Annotated in this window: 18 protein-coding genes and 1 pseudogene; 7 read left to right on the forward strand and 12 right to left on the reverse strand. The window is 69.7% G+C overall.

From position 1 onward, the window contains the following. Nucleotides 1–465: 465 nt before the first annotated feature. Nucleotides 466–1,161, reverse strand: coding sequence for an ROK family protein (locus EF387_RS43470; protein ID WP_128382124.1), 696 nt, complete (start codon nt 1,159–1,161; stop codon nt 466–468). Here EF387_RS43470 and EF387_RS47770 point away from each other — a divergent pair, their 5' ends adjacent. From EF387_RS47770 to trpS, 5 genes and pseudogenes are all read left to right on the forward strand, one after another. Further along, nucleotides 1,162–1,371: a hypothetical protein gene (locus EF387_RS47770; protein WP_202918564.1), complete on the forward strand. Its 210-nt coding sequence runs from the start codon at nt 1,162–1,164 to the stop codon at nt 1,369–1,371. Nucleotides 1,372–1,389: 18 nt separating this feature from the next. Further along, nucleotides 1,390–1,866: a carbohydrate ABC transporter permease gene (locus EF387_RS43475; RefSeq protein ID WP_202918565.1), complete on the forward strand. Its 477-nt coding sequence runs from the start codon at nt 1,390–1,392 to the stop codon at nt 1,864–1,866. A 125-nt stretch (nt 1,867–1,991) separates the two neighbouring features. Then, nucleotides 1,992–2,602: pseudogene (locus tag EF387_RS49600) on the forward strand (alpha-L-fucosidase). Continuing rightward, nucleotides 2,596–3,006: an alpha-L-fucosidase gene (locus EF387_RS49605; RefSeq protein WP_274388991.1), complete on the forward strand. Its 411-nt coding sequence runs from the start codon at nt 2,596–2,598 to the stop codon at nt 3,004–3,006. Before EF387_RS49600 ends, EF387_RS49605 begins: the two are co-directional and overlap by 7 nt. Nucleotides 3,007–3,230: 224 nt before the next feature. Continuing rightward, nucleotides 3,231–4,229 (forward strand): tryptophan--tRNA ligase, encoded by a 999-nt coding sequence (gene trpS / locus EF387_RS43485; RefSeq protein ID WP_128382125.1) that lies wholly within the window; start codon nt 3,231–3,233, stop codon nt 4,227–4,229. A 224-nt stretch (nt 4,230–4,453) separates the two neighbouring features. Here trpS and proC read toward each other — a convergent pair whose 3' ends face one another. The 7 genes from proC to EF387_RS43520 all read right to left on the reverse strand — a co-directional run bounded on the left by proC (nt 4,454) and on the right by EF387_RS43520 (nt 9,427). Then, entirely contained in the window at nt 4,454–5,263 is an 810-nt protein-coding gene (gene proC / locus EF387_RS43490) for a pyrroline-5-carboxylate reductase (protein ID WP_128382126.1), read from the reverse strand. 116 nt (nt 5,264–5,379) lie between these two features. Then, complete coding sequence (locus EF387_RS43495; RefSeq protein WP_238432041.1) at nt 5,380–6,228, reverse strand: ABC transporter permease; 849 nt, start codon at nt 6,226–6,228, stop codon at nt 5,380–5,382. Then, a complete protein-coding gene (locus EF387_RS43500; RefSeq protein WP_128382127.1) occupies nt 6,225–7,100 on the reverse strand; it encodes an ABC transporter ATP-binding protein in 876 nt (291 codons plus the stop codon). The genes EF387_RS43495 and EF387_RS43500 overlap by 4 nt, the downstream gene beginning before the upstream one ends. 83 nt (nt 7,101–7,183) lie before the next feature. Further along, entirely contained in the window at nt 7,184–8,059 is an 876-nt protein-coding gene (locus EF387_RS43505) for a class I SAM-dependent methyltransferase (RefSeq protein ID WP_128382128.1), read from the reverse strand. A gap of 73 nt (nt 8,060–8,132) precedes the next feature. Beyond that, on the reverse strand, nt 8,133–8,627 hold the full coding sequence (locus tag EF387_RS43510; RefSeq protein WP_128382129.1) for an EamA/RhaT family transporter: 495 nt from the start codon (nt 8,625–8,627) through the stop codon (nt 8,133–8,135). 94 nt (nt 8,628–8,721) lie between these two features. Next, complete coding sequence (locus tag EF387_RS43515; protein WP_128382148.1) at nt 8,722–9,066, reverse strand: SH3 domain-containing protein; 345 nt, start codon at nt 9,064–9,066, stop codon at nt 8,722–8,724. 22 nt (nt 9,067–9,088) lie between these two features. Continuing rightward, nucleotides 9,089–9,427 carry an SH3 domain-containing protein gene (locus EF387_RS43520; protein ID WP_420802696.1) on the reverse strand — a complete coding sequence of 113 codons (339 nt, stop codon included), beginning with the start codon at nt 9,425–9,427 and terminating at the stop codon, nt 9,089–9,091. Between the two features lie 178 nt (nt 9,428–9,605). Between EF387_RS43520 and EF387_RS43525 the strand changes: the two genes are divergently transcribed. After that, nucleotides 9,606–11,759 (forward strand): serine/threonine-protein kinase, encoded by a 2,154-nt coding sequence (locus EF387_RS43525; protein ID WP_128382130.1) that lies wholly within the window; start codon nt 9,606–9,608, stop codon nt 11,757–11,759. A 53-nt stretch (nt 11,760–11,812) separates the two neighbouring features. Here the strand turns inward: EF387_RS43525 and ilvD are convergent, their stop codons facing one another. The 3 genes from ilvD to EF387_RS43540 all read right to left on the reverse strand — a co-directional run bounded on the left by ilvD (nt 11,813) and on the right by EF387_RS43540 (nt 15,390). Further along, nucleotides 11,813–13,663, reverse strand: coding sequence for a dihydroxy-acid dehydratase (gene ilvD / locus EF387_RS43530; protein WP_128382131.1), 1,851 nt, complete (start codon nt 13,661–13,663; stop codon nt 11,813–11,815). Between the two features lie 273 nt (nt 13,664–13,936). After that, a complete protein-coding gene (locus EF387_RS43535; RefSeq protein WP_128382132.1) occupies nt 13,937–14,569 on the reverse strand; it encodes a TetR/AcrR family transcriptional regulator in 633 nt (210 codons plus the stop codon). After that, the gene (locus EF387_RS43540; RefSeq protein ID WP_128382133.1) at nt 14,566–15,390 is read right to left on the reverse strand and encodes a sugar phosphate isomerase/epimerase family protein; all 825 of its coding nucleotides are present in this window, start codon (nt 15,388–15,390) and stop codon (nt 14,566–14,568) included. Before EF387_RS43540 ends, EF387_RS43535 begins: the two co-directional genes overlap by 4 nt. A gap of 523 nt (nt 15,391–15,913) precedes the next feature. Here EF387_RS43540 and EF387_RS43545 point away from each other — a divergent pair. Then, nucleotides 15,914–16,771, forward strand: a complete 858-nt coding sequence (locus EF387_RS43545) for a hypothetical protein (RefSeq protein WP_128382134.1) — start codon at nt 15,914–15,916, stop codon at nt 16,769–16,771. Nucleotides 16,772–17,178: 407 nt separating this feature from the next. On the opposite strand, the gene disA is transcribed toward EF387_RS43545, so the two are convergent. Continuing rightward, complete coding sequence (gene disA / locus EF387_RS43550; protein WP_128382135.1) at nt 17,179–18,303, reverse strand: DNA integrity scanning diadenylate cyclase DisA; 1,125 nt, start codon at nt 18,301–18,303, stop codon at nt 17,179–17,181. Nucleotides 18,304–18,338: the final 35 nt, after the last annotated feature.

The raw sequence follows: 18,338 nt of genomic DNA on the forward strand, positions 1-18,338 counted from the left end.
GCGTTGACTTTTGGCACGCTGTTGAGTTCTCAAGGAACGGACGCTTCCTTTGTACTCACCCGAGAGACTCTCTCGCGGCTTTCCTCCGGGCGCTTCCCTTCGGTCTTGCGTTTCCGACTCTATCAGACCGTTTCCCGGTCCGATTTCCTCGGTGCTTTCCGGCTCCTTTCGGGGCCTTCCGGCGTGTCCACCACTTTAGCGGCTTTTCCGGTGAGCTCCTAATCGAGCCTTCCGGATCGGAATTTCGACATGCCGAAATCCACCCCGTAGGGAGTCCGTGCGGTAGTGGTTGCCGCCAATGCGGCTGAGTGGCCGTGCGAACCGTGACCGGTCCGAAGCGGCTAGACGACGCTACACCACCGGCCCCGCAGGCTCAAACCTGAGTGAGGGTTGCGGGTGCACCGAGGGCCAACGTCGCGGCGCCACGGGCGTGTTGACTGTCGTGCGAGGGGCGAACGACCACCATCACCCGGTGCGCGGCGGTGACCGGACTCGTGCGCATGGCATCGCGGATCCGGGTTCGAGGCCGGGCCACAGGGCGTAGTTCTCGCCGATGACGGCGATCGTCGGCGTACCGAGGAGATTGACGACGCCCGCCAGCGCTCGGCCGAGGATCGCGCCGATGTCGGCGAGGAGCACCAGGAGGTTCTGGTCGCCGGCGATGGCGCGGGTACGGATCTCCTCCATGTCCGTGGCCGCAGTGGCGAGACCGCGACGGCGGGCCTCGCGCAGGATCCCCTGGTCGTTGGTGAAGGTCTCCAGACATCCGCGGGCGCCGCAGCCGCACTGCACTCCCGTGTCGCTCATCGGGGTGTTGCCGAAGGTGCCGGACAGTCCGCCGGGGCCGCGGTACACCCGACGATCCACAACGGCGCCGAGGCCCACGCCGTCGCCGAGGCCGAGGAAGTCGTCGTACACGCGGCCCGCACCGTAGATGAGTTCGGCGGTGGTGCTGGCGATGAGGTCGTTGTCGACCAGTACCAGGGACCGGGACCGGGACCGGGAGCTGGTCGCGCGGGAGTTGGCCGAGGGTAGGTCCAGCAGCAGGCGGGGACGGGCAAGCCGACAGGGGCCGGCACGGCTCCGGCCGCGCGGCCGTTGCGGGCAGGCACGGTGTCTCGGCCGGCGCGGCCCGGCCGGGTCCGGATCGTGGTCTCGCACGTGCTCGTCTACCTCGTCGCCGCGGCCTTCGTCTCACCGCTGATCTATATGGTCGCGACCTCGCTCAAGCCGGCCGACGAGTTCGGCTCGCCGCCGAAGCTGTGGGGCTCGGTGCTGCGGTGGGCCACTTCAAGGAGGCGTTCACCTTTCTGCCGCTGGGCCGGTTCGTGCTCAACGGCTTCCTCGTCGCCGTCTGCGGCACGCTCGTGATCCCGGTGGCGTCGACGCATGTCGGCGTACGCCTTTCGCCAAGCTTCACTGGCGGGGCCAGGAGCGGTGTTCGTCACGTTCCTCGCGACGCTGATGATCCCGTTCCTGATGCGCCAGTTCTTCCTGACCGTACCGGCGGAGATCGGGGAGAGCGCACGGATGGACGGCGCGGGCGAGGTTCGGATCTTCGCGCAGATCATGCTGCCGCCGGTGCGTCCGGCGCTCGCGGTGCTGGCGGTGCTGGCGGTGCTGGCGGTGTTCACCTTCATCAACTACTGGAACGGCTTCCTGTGGCCGCTGATCATCACCACCTCTGTGGATCAGAAGGCGACCATCCCGCTCGGCCTGCAGCTGTTCTTCGGGCAGCAGGGCACCCAATGGAATCTGGTCATGGCCGCATCCGTGATCTCCATGGCGCCCACCACGCTGCTGCTCATCGTCCTCCAGAAACACCTCGTCCGAGGAATCGCCACCAGCGGCCTCGGCGGTCGGTAAGGACGGTCGCTAAGGACCGTCGGTCGGCAAGGGCAGGGAGCAGGACCTTTTCAAGGAAAGGGAACAGCATGTCCGACGGATCCCCGACGGGCGACCAGACGTGGTTCGCCGAGTCCCGCTTCGGGATGTTCGTGCACTGGGGGCTGTACTCGCTGGCAGCCCGCCATGAGTGGGTGAAGAACCGCGAGCGCTCACCGACGAGGACTACCAGCCCTACTTCGACCACTTCGACCCCGACCTCTACGACCCGGAGGAGTGGTCGCGGCTCGCCCAGGCCGCCGGGATGCGCTACCTCGTGATCACGACCAAACACCACGACGGCTTCTGTCTGTGGGACTCCGCGCACACCGATTACAGGGTGACCAACACCCCCTACGGGAAGGACCTGATCGCACCGCTGATAAAGGCCGTGCAGGACCGGGGCATGAAGATCGGCTTCTATCACTCGCCGATCGACTGGCACCACCCGCAGTTCCCTGTCGACGGGCACCATCCGCAGTTCCCTGTCGACGGGCACCATCCGCAGCGCGACGACGAGGTGTTCAAGGCGGCCGACGCAGACCGCGACATCGCCGAGTACAGGCACTATCTCCACGCGCAGGTACGGGAGTTGCTGACCGGGTACGGCCGGATCGACTACCTCTTCTTCGACTTCTCCTACGAGGGCAGGCCCGACACCTGGGGGCGGGAAGGGCCGGGCCGACTGGTGCTCGGAGGAACTGCTTCGCGATGGTGAGGCAGTTGCAGCCGGGGATCCTGGTCAACGACCGGCTGGACATCCCCGGCGACTTCGTCACCCCCGAGCAGTACCAGCCCGACGAGCCCATGCGCGCCGCCGACGGCTCTCGGGTGCCGTGGGAGGTGTACCAGACACTGAACGGGAGCTGGGGATACGACCGCGACAACCTCGACGACAAGGCTGCCGACCTGCTGATCCTGATGCTCGTCGACACCGTCGCCAAGGACGGCAATCTGCTGCTGAATGTCGGGCCGACCGGGCGGGGACCGCAGCGCATTGACGCGGGTCAGGCGCCGGACACCACGCGGATGTCCGCTCCTCCAGCGGGGACGCTGACGCTTCGGCTGCCGGTGCGGCGGCCCGAGGTGGCAGTGCCTGTCATCGAGCTGTTCCTGAGGTAGACCGGGGGACGCGGCCAGGCTCGGGAGACGTAAATGCACGTACCGTGCGGGCGCCCGCACGGTACGTTGGCAGGCATGACCGAGCTTGTGCTGCGTTGGCGGGCCGCCTGAGGGCGGCCGTGTAGCACATGCGTTCTAACGGCCGCCGCTTCGGCGGCCGTTCGCGTTCCCCCTCCCGGGACGTCGGCCGACGGTCGCGGCGGCCTCGACCAGGAGGTGGAGTGATGACGCGCATCTTCAGCGGGGCCAAGCCGACCGGGCATCTGACGCTGGGGAACTATCTGGGGGCCGTTCGGCGGTGGGCCGAGGTCGATCAGCACCGGGCCGACGCGCTGTTCTGCGTCGTCGATCTGCACGCGCTGACCGTGGACCACGATCCCGGGCGGGTGCGCAGGCTCAGCCGACAGGCGGCAACGTTGTTGCTGGCGGCGGGGCTCGATCCGGAGTTGTGCACCGTCTTCGTACAGAGTCACGTCGACGAGCACACGCGACTGTCGTACGTGCTGGAGTGCGTCGCCGCGGACGGGGAGATGCGGCGGATGATCCAGTACAAGGAGAAGTCGGCGCGCGAGCGGGCAGGCGGCGTGAGCGTGCGGCTGTCGTTGCTGACGTATCCCGTGCTGATGGCGGCGGACATCCTGGCGTACGGGACGGACGAGGTGCCGGTCGGGGACGACCAGTCGCAGCACGTGGAACTGACGCGGGATCTCGCCCTCCGCTTCAACCAGCGGTACGGGCAGGTGTTCGTGGTGCCGCGGGCCACGCATCCCCCGGTCGCGGCGCGCGTGATGGACCTGCAGGAGCCGACGTCGAAGATGGGGAAGTCCCATGAGTCCGGGGCCGGGATCGTCTATCTGCTGGACGATCCCGATGTGATCCGGAAGAAGATCATGCGAGCGGTCACGGACAGCGGGCGGGAGGTCGTGTACGACCCCGGGGCCCGGCCCGGTGTCTCGAATCTGCTGGAGATCCTCGCTGCGTGTTCGGGTGGGAACCCGAAGGACCTGAGCGGTGTATACGAGTCGTACGGCTCATTGAAGAGGGATACCGCCGAGGCCGTGGTGGAGCTTCTTCGTCCTGTGCAGGCGCGGCACAGGGAGCTGGCGGGAGACCAAGGCTATGTGGAGGGGGTGCTGAGGGCAGGTGCTGAGAAGGCGCGGGGAATGGCGAGGCCGAGAGTGGACGAGGCGTACCGGGCGATCGGCTTGCTGGCAACGGCGTGATGGCCGGACGCCAGTGCCGTGCATAGCGCCGGTGCCGTGTCTGTCGCTGGTGCCGCGTATGTCGCTGATGCCCGGCACATCAGCGGTGCCGGGCGTATCGGCGGAGCCGCCCCTGTCGGCGAAGCTGTACATACCGTCGGTGCCAGCAAGCGGCGGGCGCTGTCCTCGACCGTGATACCGGGGCCGGGGCGGCCCGGCCCCGGCGGTGCGGCCCGGCGGTGCGGTCAGCCGTTGCCGGAGGCGAGTTCGCGGCTGCGGTCGCGTGCCGCCTCCAGCGCGGCGATCAGGGCGGCGCGCACACCGTGGTTCTCCAGTTCGCGGATCGCGTTGATCGTGGTGCCGGCGGGGGACGTGACGTTCTCGCGGAGCTTCACGGGGTGTTCCCCGCTGTCGCGCAGCATCACGGCGGCGCCGATCGCGGCCTGGACGATCAGGTCGTGGGCCTTGTCGCGGGGCAGGCCCAGCAGGATGCCCGCGTCGGTCATGGCCTCGACCAGGTAGAAGAAGTAAGCCGGTCCCGAGCCGGAGAGCGCTGTGCAGGCGTCCTGCTGCGACTCGGGGACCCGCAGGGTCTTGCCGACGGCACCGAAGATCTCCTCTGCGTGCTCGAGGTGATCGCGGGTGGCGTGAGAGCCGGCGGAGATCACGGACATGGCCTCGTCGACGAGGGCGGGGGTGTTGGTCATGACACGGACGACGGGGGTGCCCGGGGCGAAGCGCTGCTCGAAATAGGAGGTGGGAATGCCCGCGGCACCGCTGATGACCAGGCGGTCGACGGGGACGTGCGGGGCGAGTTCGTCGAGCAGGGTGCCCATGTCCTGGGGCTTGACCGTGAGGATGAGCGTGTCGGCGGTCTTGGCGGCCTCGGGGTTGGTGACCGGGGTGACTCCGTAGCGGGTGCGGAGTTCTTCGGCCCGTTCGCTGCGGCGGGCGGTGACCATGAGGTCGACCGGGGCCCAGCCGGCTCGGATCATTCCGCTGAGCAGGGCTTCGCCGATCTTGCCGGTGCCGAGGACTGCGACTTTCTGGGTCATGGTGCGGGGCCCTCCGGGGGGGGTGCGTCGTCCTGGGGAACATCCTCGCACCGGAGGTACTCGGCGGGGCCGGGGTGTCCGTTTGCCGGACGCGGCGGATGTGTCGGACGTCCCGGTCAGGTCGTGCGGCGGCGCAGGGTTGCCGCGCCAAGGGTCAGTACGAGGACTGCGCAGCCCGCCACGATCAGGATGTCGCGGATGAAGGCGGCCGTCATGTCCGCGTGCTTGAGGACCTCGTTCATGCCGTCGACGGCATAGGACATGGGGAGGACGTCGGAGATCGCTTCCAGGACCGGATGCATGTCGGAGCGGGCGGTGAACAGGCCGCACAGCAGAAGTTGGGGAAAGATCACGGCCGGCATGAACTGGACGGCCTGGAACTCGGAGGCGGCGAAGGCGGAGACGAACAGGCCGAGGGCCGTGCCCAGGAGGGCGTCGAGCAGTGCGACGAGCAGCAGGAGCCAGGGTGAGCCGGTGACGTCCAGGCCCAGGGCCCAGACCGCGAGGCCGGTGGCGAGGGCGGACTGGACGATGGCGAGGGCGCCGAAGGCGAGGGCGTAGCCGCCGATGAGGTCGGCCTTGCCGAGGGGCATGGCGAGGAGGCGTTCGAGAGTGCCGGAGGTGCGTTCGCGCAGGGTGGCGATCGAGGTCACCAGGAACATAGTGATCAGCGGGAAGATGCCGAGGAGGGAGGCGCCGATCGAGTCGAAGGTGCGGGGGCTGCCGTCGAAGACGTAGCGCAGCAGCAGGAGCATCAGGCACGGGATGAGGATCATCATCGCGATGGTCCGCGGGTCGTGGCTGAGCTGGCGCAGCACGCGGGCCGCGGTGGCGGCGGTGCGGGAGGCGTTGATCGCGCCGGGGCGAGCGGTCGGACGCGGGGCCGGGCGAGCGGCGGGGGGTGTGGCGGTGTCCGGGGATTCGGCCTGCGCTGGGCCGGGGTTCCGGTGCGGTCGCGTGTTCATCGGACCGTCTCCTTGTGGGATGTCTTGTTGCGGGATGAGTCGTCGCGGGACGACTCGCCGGTCTGCGACTGCGCACCGGCCGCGATCGCCTCGTCGACCAGGTGCAGGAAGGCGGCCTCGACGGTCTCGGCTCCGGTGCGGGAGCGGAGCGCGTCGGGGGTGTCCTCGGCGAGGATCCGGCCTTCGCGCATCAGGAGGAGGCGGTGGCAGCGTTCGGCCTCGTCCATGACGTGGGAGGAGACGAGGAGTGTGGCTCCGCGCTCCGTGGCGATGGTGTGGAAGAGGTGCCACAGGTCGCGGCGGAGGACGGGGTCGAGGCCGACGGTGGGTTCGTCGAGGACGAGCAGTTCGGGTGCGCCGAGGAGGGCTACGGCGAGGGAGACACGGCTGCGCTGGCCGCCGGAGAGGTTGCCCGCCAGGGCATCGGCGTGGGTACCGAGGTCGACGTCGGCGATGACACGGGCGACGTCGGCGTGGCGGCGTTCGGCGGCGGCTCGGCCGGGGTCGAGGATCGCGGCGAAGTAGTCGAGGTTCTGGCGCACGGACAGGTCGTCGTAGACGGACGGGGCCTGGGTGACATAGCCGATACGGGAGCGGAGGGTGGCGTCTCCGGCCGGCCGGCCCAGCACGTCGAGGGTGCCGGAGACCTTGGCCTGGGTGCCGACGACCGCCCGCATCAGGGTGGTCTTGCCGCAGCCGGAGGGGCCGAGCAGTCCGGTGATCCGGCCGCGCGGCACGGTGAAGTCGAGACCACGCAGCACCTGGCGGGTGCCCCGGACGACGGTGAGGCCGGTGGCCCGCACGGCCGGCTCGTGGGCGGCTCGGCTCGCGGGGTCGGGTGGGGGCGGGGGGCTCGTCGAGAAATTCATCATGCGATGAATAGTGCGCCTGCCGAGCCGGGCCGTCAACCCGACGCGGTGCGCTGAGCGCCTTGTGCGGCCCGGTTGGCGCGGGCTCAGTGTCGGATGGCGACCTGGAGATCGACGTTGTAGGTCTCCTCGACGATTCCGTCGGGGAAGACGGTCAGGAGGTGGGACCGCTCCTCGGTGAGGAAGGTGTTGGTGCGTTCCGTGCCGAGGACCAGGAACCTCGAGTGGCTGCCGAGGTTGGCGAGATGGGTGTCGAGCGGGACACGGCGGCTCCAGCGCAGGCGGTGCCAGGTGGATTCGTGCGGTGAGAGGGGGGCGGTGTTCCAGGCGCCCCTGCCGGAGAGGGCCGGCGCGGTGGGGCGGGCGTTGCCGGTGCTGTTGTCGTCGTCGGTGGTGTTGTCGACGCCGGTGCCGGTTTCGGCGGGAGCGACGGTGCCGGTGTCGTCTGCGAGGAAGCGTTCCACGCGGTTGGCCTGGACGGCGATCCAGGGGACGTCCACGGCGTCGACGTTCCACCACAGGGCGAGGGCACCCCCGGGGCGCAGCACCCGCATCGCCTCCGGGACCGAACGGGCCGGGTCGGTCCAGTGCCAGGCCTGGGCGTAGGTGATGAAGTCGGCGGAGGAGTCGACGAGGGGGAGGGCGTTGCCGTCAGCGCGGACGACCGGGACCTCCGGGAGGGTGCGGCGGAGCTGGGCGATCATCCCGTCGCCGGGTTCGACGGCGATGACTTCGGCTCCGCGTTCGACCAGCAGTGCGGTGGCTATACCGGTCCCGGCTCCCACGTCGACGACGCGTGCGCCGTCCAGCGTCCGTCCGCTCAATTCCTCGATGGCGTCGAAGAGGGCGGGTGGGTAGGAGGGGCGGTTCGCGGCGTACTGGGTCGCGGCGGCGTTGAAGGAGTGGGCGTGGAGGGCGTGGGATTCGGCGGTGTCGGCTTGGGTGCGGGGGGCCTCGGTCATGGGGTCATCTTGGCCGGGGCGCCGGTGCCGACCCAAGGGCATGGACGTGCTTCAGGACGTCTTGCCCGCGACTTCAGGACTTCTTCTTACGGGCCGGGTTGCCCGTGCGCCTCGTGCTCCCCCGTTCGTGGCGGGCGCGGGCGGTCTCGTACTCCTGGCGGTGCAACTTCTCGCCGGGGGCCTCGATGAGGGAGCGGAAGAAATACGCGAAGAGGGAGCCGACGAAACCGATGGCCAGCAGGCCGCGGAGGGAAGCCTGCTGTTCGGGGTCGGGGCGCTTGGTGAACCCGTCCCAGGTGCGGCGGAAGGCGACGGCGCTGCACACGGCGAACATGACCACGACGAGGAGGTTGACCACGCCGCCGACGTCCGCGATCGCCAGGCCCTGGTAGGCGAAGCGGAGCACCAGGCAGGAGACGACCGCCACGACGAGCGAGCCGAGGGCCACCCCGGCGCGTCGCCAGAGGTAGCCGCCCTGGTGGTCGACCCAGGTGGTCCCGAAGAAGCGGAGGGGTTCGGGGCGGGGGCCGGTGCCCGTGCCGCTTCCGGTGCCGGATTCGTCGCGCATGGGGTTGATTATGGCCAAAGGTTCGCGGAGGGGAACCATGCGGGTCGGTCCACGCCCACGTCCACATGAGCGTGGACCGACGCCGCTGGAGTACTCAGGAGCAGCGGGGTGCCACGTAACCGTCGCTGCCGGTGTTCACGTAGGCGTCCGAGACGTACTCGCCGTTCGCGATGTTGTCCCAGATGTTCGTGGTGCCGTACGGGCCGGTGATGGTTTCGCCCGGGCGCTGGCAGAAGATCGGCACGTATGAGCCCACGGGCAACACTCGGATGATGGAGTAGTTGGTGCTGGGGCCGCTGCGGACGTTGACCGAGTAGCCCGGTGCGATCGCGTAGTACCTGACGGCGGCGGACGCCTCGGAAGAGGCTCCCACCACCAGCGCGAGGGCGGCGGCGGCGCCTCCCACCACGGCGGCGCGTCTGCCCGACAGAATCTTCATCATGCTCCCTTTCCGGTTCTCCTCAGGCGCAGCGCGCGGCCACATAGCCGTCACTGCCGGTTCTCACGTAGGTGTCCGATACGTACGCGCCGTTCGCGATGTTGTCCCAGATGTTCGAGGTGCCGTACGGGCCGGTGACGGTCTCACCCGGGCGCTGGCAGAAGATCGGCACCTGTGAGCCCTCACGCAGCACACGGACGATGCGGTAGCCGGTGCCGGGGCCGCTGCGGACGTTCAGGGTGACGCCGGGTGCGATCGGGTAGTAACGGACGGCCGCAGTCGCGATCGTGCTCGCCGCAGTCGTCGTCGCGACCCCTGCCGCGTCGTCGGCCTCGATCTCTTCGGTACGGTCAACAGACACTGATGCCTCCCCCGTTGGGCCCCTCACAGCGCAGGGGCCGCTGATTTCAGCGAAAACACGTCAGGCACACAGGTACGGTTCTCGAACGCGGAGGCTAGCAAGCCGCATCAGTGTCGTACGAGTCATTGAATAGGCTCCGTGCGTCGCGCGCGCGAACGATCAGCACGGGGGTGGGTCCATGGCGCCACAGCGGGACGCCGGAGCGAGCTCGGCAGCGGAACTGCCCGAGTACGCCGGTCAGTACCGCCTGGAGTCATGCCTGGGCTCGGGCGGCATGGGCGTGGTGCATCTGGCCCGCAGCACCTCGGGATTGAAGCTCGCGGTGAAAGTGGTGCATGCCCAGTTCGCCAAGGATCCGGAGTTCAGGGGGCGGTTCCGGCAGGAGATCGCGGCAGCGCGCAGAGTGAGCGGCGCGTTCACCGCCTCCGTGGTCGACGCCGACCCGGAGGGTGAACGGCCATGGATGGCAACGCTGTTCATTCCCGGACCGACCCTCGCCGAGCAGGTGAAGCGGAACGGGCCTTTGGATGGCGCGCAGTTGCGTCAGCTGATGGCCGGACTCTCCGAGGCGCTGCGCGACATACACCGGGCGGGTGTGGTTCACCGGGACCTGAAGCCCAGCAACGTGCTCCTCGCCGAGGACGGTCCGAAGGTCATCGACTTCGGCATTTCGCGGCCGTCGGACAGTGAACTGCGGACCGAGACCGGCAAGTTGATCGGCACACCGCCCTTCATGGCCCCCGAGCAGTTCCGCAGCCCCCGCGAGGTCGGCCCGGCCGCCGACATCTTCGCACTCGGTTCGGTGCTGGTGCACGCCGCGACCGGCCGGGGCCCCTTCGACTCCGACAGCCCGTACATCGTGGCCTACCAAGTCGTACACGACGAGCCTGACCTGACCGGCCTGCCTGACAACCTCGTACCACTCGTGCTCCGCTGTCTGGCCAAGGAGCCTCGGGACCGGCCCACGGCGGACGAACTGATGCGGGAGCTGCGGTCGGTGTCGGCCTTGTACGACACTCAGGCCTTCGTCCCGGTCCAGCGGACCGGAGTTCCGCCGGAACCTGAGCCGGAGCCCGAGACGCTGCCGAAGGCCGACCCCCAGCCGCCCGGGGCACGCCCCGTTCGGGGCGAGAAACCCACGGGACGCCGACGCAGGCGAGCGGTCATCGTGGCCGGTGCGGTGGTTCTCACCGTGGCGGCAGGGGCGCTGGCGTCGGCCCGGATGCCCGAACGCAACACCAACGTGCCACAGGAGAAGGCTTCGCGGTCCGCCCCGGCGGGTTTCACCGCCTGGCAGGCGAAGCCCACGCCGGGAGCCAGCCGGATGCCGCAGTGCTCCTACGGCGGCGGGAAGTTGTTCTGCGCCCAAGTGGGGCAGCTCGCCGCCCTGGATCCGGCGGACGGTTCGGTGCTGTGGCGGCATGCCTTCGCCGACGAGCAGGAGACTCCCCAGGAACAGCCAGTCCTCTCGGGCGGGCTGGTGCACATTGTCACGCGTGCCGGCCGATGGCTGGAGGCGCTCGACCCGGCTTCCGGCGCAACACGCTGGAAGATGGACATCTCCGCGTACATACGTCTGCAGCACACGGACGACAGGGTGCTGCTCACCCGTCCGGACGGCATGGTCACCGGGCTCGACAGCGCATCGGGGAAAGGCGACTGGAAGCGTCGGATGACCGGCCAGGGCGGGCAGACCACACCGGACTTCGCCTGGTTCCCCGGGGGTGACGTGGTGTACGCGACGAGCACAAGCGACGACGGATCACAAACCCGGGTCAGTGCCCTGGATCCGGAGACCGGCACCGTGCACTGGAATGCCGAGCTGAAGGGCACCCTGGAGCCGGTCGGTGAAAACAGCAGCGGCGTCTATTTCTCGGTCAACGACGACATCCGAGGAGTAACGGACGCATTGGTCCGTTACGACCCTCGAACCAAGACCTCGATCCGGGTGGCGCTCCGGTACCCGGTCCCACCCGCCAGGGCCTCCGTCCGCGGGAACGTCGTCTATGTGCTCGCTCCGTTCGGCACCCTCATCGCCGTCGACATGAAGACACAGACTCAGAAGTGGCGCCTCGAGACCTCCGTGAGCCTGGGCTCCACGCCCGTCGCCGACGACAGGCACGTGTACTTCACCGCGGCCGACGGGCGGCTGCTCGCCGTGGACACGCGAAAGGGCACGCTCGTAGGACAGACGCCCACGCGACTCGGGACGGAATCGGACCGAGTCGTGTCGGATCTGTCCGAACCCGTCGTGGTACGTGATCGGGTCTATGCGAGCGCTCCCGACGGGACCGTGTTCGGGGTGCCCGCGGACGCTCCTTCGATCTGGTGACCCGCTGAATTGACGAGGGGCCGCCCCCGTGGAGCGGCCCCTCTTGCTGGGGCTCAGCCCAGCTTCGACACGTCTCGCACCGCGCCCTTGTCCGCGCTCGTCGCCATCGCCGCGTATGCCTTCAGTGCCGTGGAGACCTTGCGGTCGCGGGACTTGGGGGCGTAGACGCCGGCGAGGGCCTCGCGGCGGGCCGCCAGGGTGTCCTCGTCGACCAGGAGCTCGATCGAACGGTTCGGGATGTCGATGCGGATGCGGTCGCCGTCCTCGACGAGGGCGATCGTGCCTCCGGACGCCGCCTCGGGAGAGGCGTGGCCGATGGACAGGCCCGAGGTACCGCCGGAAAAGCGGCCGTCGGTCACCAGCGCGCAGGCCTTTCCAAGGCCCCGGCCCTTGAGGAACGAGGTCGGGTAGAGCATCTCCTGCATGCCGGGGCCGCCCTTGGGGCCCTCGTAGCGGATGACCACCACGTCACCCTCGCGCACCTGCTTGCCGAGGATCTTCTCGACGGCCTCCTCCTGCGACTCGCAGACCACCGCGGGACCCTCGAAGGTCCAGATCGACTCGTCCACACCGGCCGTCTTCACGACACAGCCGTCGACGGCGAGGTTGCCCTTGAGGACCGCGAGGCCGCCGTCCTTGGAGTAGGCGTGGGCGACGTCACGGATGCAGCCGCCGGCCGCGTCCGTGTCCAGTTCCTCCCAGCGCTCGGACTGGGAGAACGCCTCGGCGGAGCGCTTGCAGCCGGGGGCCGCGTGCCAGAGCTCCAGCGCCTCGTCGGAGGCCGCGCCGCCGCGGATGTCCCAGGCGTCGAGCCACTCCTTGATGGACGGCGAGTGGACGGTGTGCACGTCCTCGTTCAGCAGGCCGCCGCGGTAGAGCTCGCCGAGGATGGCGGGGATGCCGCCGGCGCGGTGCACGTCCTCCATGTAGTACGTGCGGGTCGCGGTCACGTTCGGCGCGACCTTCGCGAGGCAGGGGACGCGGCGCGAGACGGCGTCGATGTCGGTGAGGTCGTAGCCGACCTCGGCCTCCTGGGCGGCGGCCAGCAGGTGCAGGATCGTGTTCGTGGAGCCGCCCATGGCGATGTCCAGCGCCATCGCGTTCTCGAACGCGGCGTGGGTGGCGATGGAGCGCGGGAGGACGGAGTCGTCATCCTGCTCGTAGTAGCGCTTGGCGAGCTCCACGACCGTGGCGCCGGCGCGCTCGTACAGGTCCTTGCGGGCGGTGTGGGTGGCGAGGACCGAGCCGTTGCCGGGGAGCGCGAGGCCGAGCGCCTCCGTCAGACAGTTCATCGAGTTGGCGGTGAACATGCCGGAACAGGAACCGCAGGTCGGACAGGCGTTCTCCTCGATGCGGAGGACGTCCTCGTCGGAGACCTTCTCGTTCGCCGCGTCGACCATCGCGTCAATCAGGTCGAGGGTGCGGACCGTGCCGTCGACGAGGGTCGCGCGGCCGGCCTCCATCGGGCCGCCGGAGACGAACACCGTCGGGATGTTCAGGCGCAGCGCCGCCATCAGCATGCCGGGGGTGATCTTGTCGCAGTTGGAGATGCAGATCAGGGCGTCGGCGCAGTGCGCCTCCACCATGTATTCCACTGAGTCCGCGATGAGGTCGCGGGACGGCAGGGAGTACAGCATGCCGCCGTGGCCCATCGCGATGCCGTCGTCGACGGCGATCGTGTTGAACTCGCGCGGGACCGCGCCCGCGGCCTTGATCGCCTCGGAGACGATCCGGCCGACCGGCTGGAGGTGGGTGTGGCCGGGCACGAACTCGGTGAAGCTGTTGGCGACCGCGATGATCGGCTTGCCGATGTCCTCGCTCGCGACGCCGGAAGCGCGCATCAGCGCGCGGGCTCCCGCCATGTTGCGACCGTGGGTGACCGTACGTGACCTCAGCTCGGGCACGGTTGCTCCACTCCCTACCATTCCGGTCCCTTGGATCCTTCAGGCTACGCCTCGCCCCCGGCCACCGAACCTCATGTCCGCGATCCGGACGTGCCGTCCGGGAAATGGTGCGCCGCATGTTGACGACGGTGGTCCGGGAGATGGCGCCCCGTGTGCCGACGGCGGTGGTCCCGGACATGGCGCCCCGTGTGCCGACGGCGGTGGCCCCGGACATGGCGCCCCGTGTGCCGACGGCGGTGGCCCCGGACATGGCGCCCCGTGTGCCGACGGCGGTCAGGTGCCGGTCAGGTGGCCCTGGACCACCGGGGCGATCCTGGCGATGATCTGCTCGGGGTCGGCGGAGGCCAGCGGCTCGACCTTGATCACATAGCGGAGCATGGCGGTCCCGACGAGCTGCGCCGCGGCCAGCTCGGCACGCAGTTCGGCGTCCGGGAGGTCCAGCTGCCCGGCGATGCGGCGCAGCAGCTGGGAGGCGATCAGACGGCGGAAGACGGCCGCGGCGGTCTCGTTGTTGAACGCGGAGCGGACTACCGCGAGCAGCGGGATGCGGGTGGCCGGGTTCTCCCAGACGCCGAAGACGAACCGGGTCAGCCGCTCGCCGACCCCGTCGAAGGGGCCCTCCTCGATCACCTTGGTCGCGTTGAGGGCCGGCGCGAAGGCGACCTCGATGGCCGCCTCGAAGACCTGCTCCTTGGTGCCGAAGTAGTGGTGCACGAGGGCCGAGTCCACGCCCGCCGCCTTGGCGATGCCGCGCACGGACGTCTTGTCGTAGCCGCGTTCGGAGAACTCCGCCCGGGCGGCGTCGAGGATCTTGTCCCGGGTGTCGGACGGCTCCGTGCCGGGGGGCCGTCCCCGGCCGCGTGGGGTTCGGGGGGCACTGGGGGCGCGCGGGGTCCGGGAGGTCACCTTCTGGGCACCTTCACGGCGGAGGCCAGGTGCAGCCTGGTGAAGGCCAGTGCCTCGGCGAGGTCGGCCTCGCGCTCGGCGCCGGACATCGCGCGGCGGGTGTTGACCTCGATGACCACGTGCCCGTCGAAGCCGTTCAGGGCGAGGCGCTCCAGCACCTCGGCGCAGGGCTGGGTGCCGCGGCCCGGGACGAGGTGCTCGTCCTTGTTGGAGCCGGAGCCGTCCGCGAGGTGGACGTGGCCCAGCCGGTCGGCCATGCGGTCCACCATCTGCAGGGCGTCGGTGCGGGCCGTCGCGGCGTGGCTGAGGTCGATCGTGAAGTGCCGGTAGTCGTCCTTGGTGACGTCCCAGTCGGGCGCGTACGCGAGCATCTCGCGGTCGCGGTAGCGCCAGGGGTACATGTTCTCCACGGCGAACCGCACGTCGGTCTCGCTCGCCATGCGCCAGATGCCGGTGACGAAGTCGCGGGCGTACTGGCGCTGCCAGCGGAAGGGCGGGTGGACGACGACGGTGGACGCGCCCAGCTTCTCGGCGGCCGTCTGGGCCCGCTGGAGTTTGACCCAGGGGTCGGTGGACCAGACGCGCTGGGTGATCAGCAGACAGGGGGCGTGCACGGCCAGGATCGGGATCTGGTGGTAGTCGCTGAGCCGGCGCAGTGCCTCGATGTCCTGGCTGACGGGGTCGGTCCACACCATGACCTCGACGCCGTCGTACCCGAGACGCGCGGCGATCTCGAAGGCCGTCGCCGTTGACTCCGGATACACGGAAGCCGTCGACAGCGCGACCTTCGCATCCGGGATCCGCACGACTGGTTCTGCCACGGGCACCAGGGTACGGGGCGCGTCCGACGTAGGGGCGGCTGGCTGCCCTTTGCGAGGGACTCCTTGGCCGGAAGCGTTGCCCCGGGGACCGAGGGCCGGCGCCCCGTGGAACGGTCGCCTGTCCTGCTGTCCGGCGCGATGACCGGCACATACGGTGCGGATGCCGGGCCCCGCGCCCCTCCCTCCCGTTCGCGCCTCCGCACGTCCGTGCGCCTGGTTACGCCCGCGCGCGCTCGCCCGAGGTCGCCCGGGCGCGCCCGGGGTGCGCAAGGATGCGACAGGGTCGTCGCCCCGGGTGCGCACGGATGCGACGGGGTCGTCGGCGGACCCGACCGAAACCCGTCGATCCCGCCGGTGTCACCGAGCACTCCCGCGGCCACGGCGGCGGCGTACCTCGCCCCCGCCGCCCCGAGCTGCCGAAGCCGGGTCGCCGGCGGCTGCGGGATGATGATCCGTAAAAGTTTGCGGCCCTGGGCGGCGGGTGGCGCAGGACAACGGTCCGGACTCTCGTAAGGTTTGCGCCGTGGGATCTCTGCGCAATCCTGTCGGGCCGCTTCCCTCCTCCATCTACTGGCGCCGGAGGGCCGTTCTGCTGTCCATCCTGGCGCTGCTGTCTCTCCTGATCGTGTGGATCGTCAGTTCGGGCGGCGGTGGGAGCAAGAACAACTCGGGCGGGTCCAACGGCAAGAATCCCGCGCCCTCCATCACCCCGGGCCCGTCCGGTTCCGGTCCTGCCATCAGCCAGGCGCCGGGCGGACGCGACGAGTCGAGCGGCGGGGGCAGTTCGACCGGAGGTTCCGCGGGCTCCTCCGGTGGTTCGGAAGGCGGTTCGGGCGGAGGGTCCGAGGGCGGATCGGAGGGGGGTTCCGGCGGTTCCGCGGGGTCTGCCGGGTCTTCTGGGTCCTCCGGCTCCTCCGGTGACGGAGGTTCGGGCGGCGGCGGTGCGGTGGGCGAGCAGGTCCCGGCCGGGTCCAGCCTGCCCGAATGCACCTCGAGTTCGGTGCAGTTGACGTTGCGCAGCCTGCACAACTCCTACTCCCCCGGGCAGAAGCCCGTCTTCGAGCTGACCGCCAAGAACGTCTCCGGCAGTGACTGCAAGATCGGGCTCGGGCCCGAGCAGGCCGTGGTGACGATCACCGAGAGCACCGACGACAAGACCGTCTGGGCCTCGGACGACTGCCCCAAGTCGGACGGCAGCGTGTACTTCCTCGTCCCTGCGAAGGCCGCCATCACCCACACGATCAGCTGGGACCGCAAGCCGAGCGCACCCGAGTGCGGGACGCCTCCGGCGGGGTCGGCAGCGGCGGACACCTACCTGGTGCAGGCGAAGGTGCCCGGCTTCACCAAGGCCCAGACGTCCTTCGTCCTCGCCAAGGACTAGGCCGTCAACTCCGAGACTTCGGGCGCCCTCGCCGAAGACTGGAGCGCCCTCGACAAGTGGGCCGTCATGCCAGGCACTGGGACACTCTTCGCCGGGTGGGCCGTCATGCCAGGCACTGGTGCGCCTCGTCGGGCACCAGGGGTTGTTGACCCCGATCACCAAGCTGGAGGAGCCATCCGGGCGCTGCTGGTGCCCCGACAGGCACTAGTGCCGCAACAGGCAACGTTCGCCCCGTCGCGACGCCCGGCACTCCCCCAAGCTCTTCGAACCGGGGGGACCCCACTCGCCCAAGTACGTCCAGTACGAGGACTTCCGGCCGGCACTCCCCCAAGCTCTTCGAGCAGGGGTACCCCCAGAGCATGCACCGGACGCCGCTCCTTACCGGGCAAACGTTGCCTGCCGCGGCACTAGACGTAGCGCTCCAGGATCGACGACTCCGCCAGGCGCGACAGGCCCTCGCGGACGCTGCGGGCGCGGGCCTCGCCGACCCCGTCGACCGTCTGCAGGTCGTCCACGCTCGCGGCGAGCAGCTTCTGCAGGCCGCCGAAGTGTTCGACGAGGCGGTCGATGATCGCGCCCGGCAGCCGCGGGACCTTGGCGAGGAGGCGGAAACCGCGCGGGGAGACGGCGGAGTCCATGCCCTCGGGGGAGCCGGTGTAGCCCAAGGCACGTGCCACCATGGGCAGTTCGAGCAGTTCGGCGTGGGTGAGGGAGTCCAGTTCGAAGACGGCCTCGTCGACCGTGCGTGAACGTTTGGCCGTCGGCTCGGGGACGTAGTCGCGTACGACGAGTTCCCGCTCGGGCTCCACTCCGGCGATCAACTCGTCGAGCTGCAGGGCGAGAAGGCGTCCGTCGGTGCCCAGCTCCACCACGTACTCGGCGATCTCGGTGGCGATGCGGCGCACCATCTCCAGGCGCTGGGCCACCGCGGAGACGTCCCGGACGGTGACGAGGTCCTCGATCTCCAGCGCGGAGAGCGTGCCCGCGACCTCGTCCAGGCGGAGCTTGTACCGCTCCAGGGTGGCCAGGGCCTGGTTGGCGCGGGACAGGATCGCCGCCGAGTCCTCGAGCACCCGGCGCTGGCCGTCGACGTACAGCGCGATCAGCCGCATCGACTGGGAAACGGAGACGACGGGGAAGCCCACCTGCTTGCTGACCCGGTCCGCGGTGCGGTGGCGGGTGCCCGTCTCCTCGGTGGGGATGGTCGGGTCGGGCACGAACTGGACGCCGGCCCTGAGGATCTTCGACAGGTCGGTGGACAGGACGATCCCGCCGTCGAGCTTGCACAGCTCACGCAGCCGGGTGGCGGCGAACTCGACGTCGATCACGAAGCCGCCGGTGCACAGCGCATCGACCGTCTTGTCGAAGCCCAGGACGATGAGTCCGCCGGTGTTGCCCCGAAGGACCCGCTCCAGGCCGTCACGCAGCGCGGTGCCGGGTGCCACGGCGCTGAGGGAGGCGCGCATCAGGCCATCGGCACCGGTGCTCCCGCCCGACTTTCCGGGAGCTGCTGCCCGGTCGTTGGCTGCCACTGCACTCCTCCGGTCGCAGGTTTCCGGTCGCCCTC

This window comes from Streptomyces cavernae (genome assembly GCF_004023625.1).
Classification (GTDB): Bacteria; Actinomycetota; Actinomycetes; order Streptomycetales; family Streptomycetaceae; genus Streptomyces; species Streptomyces cavernae.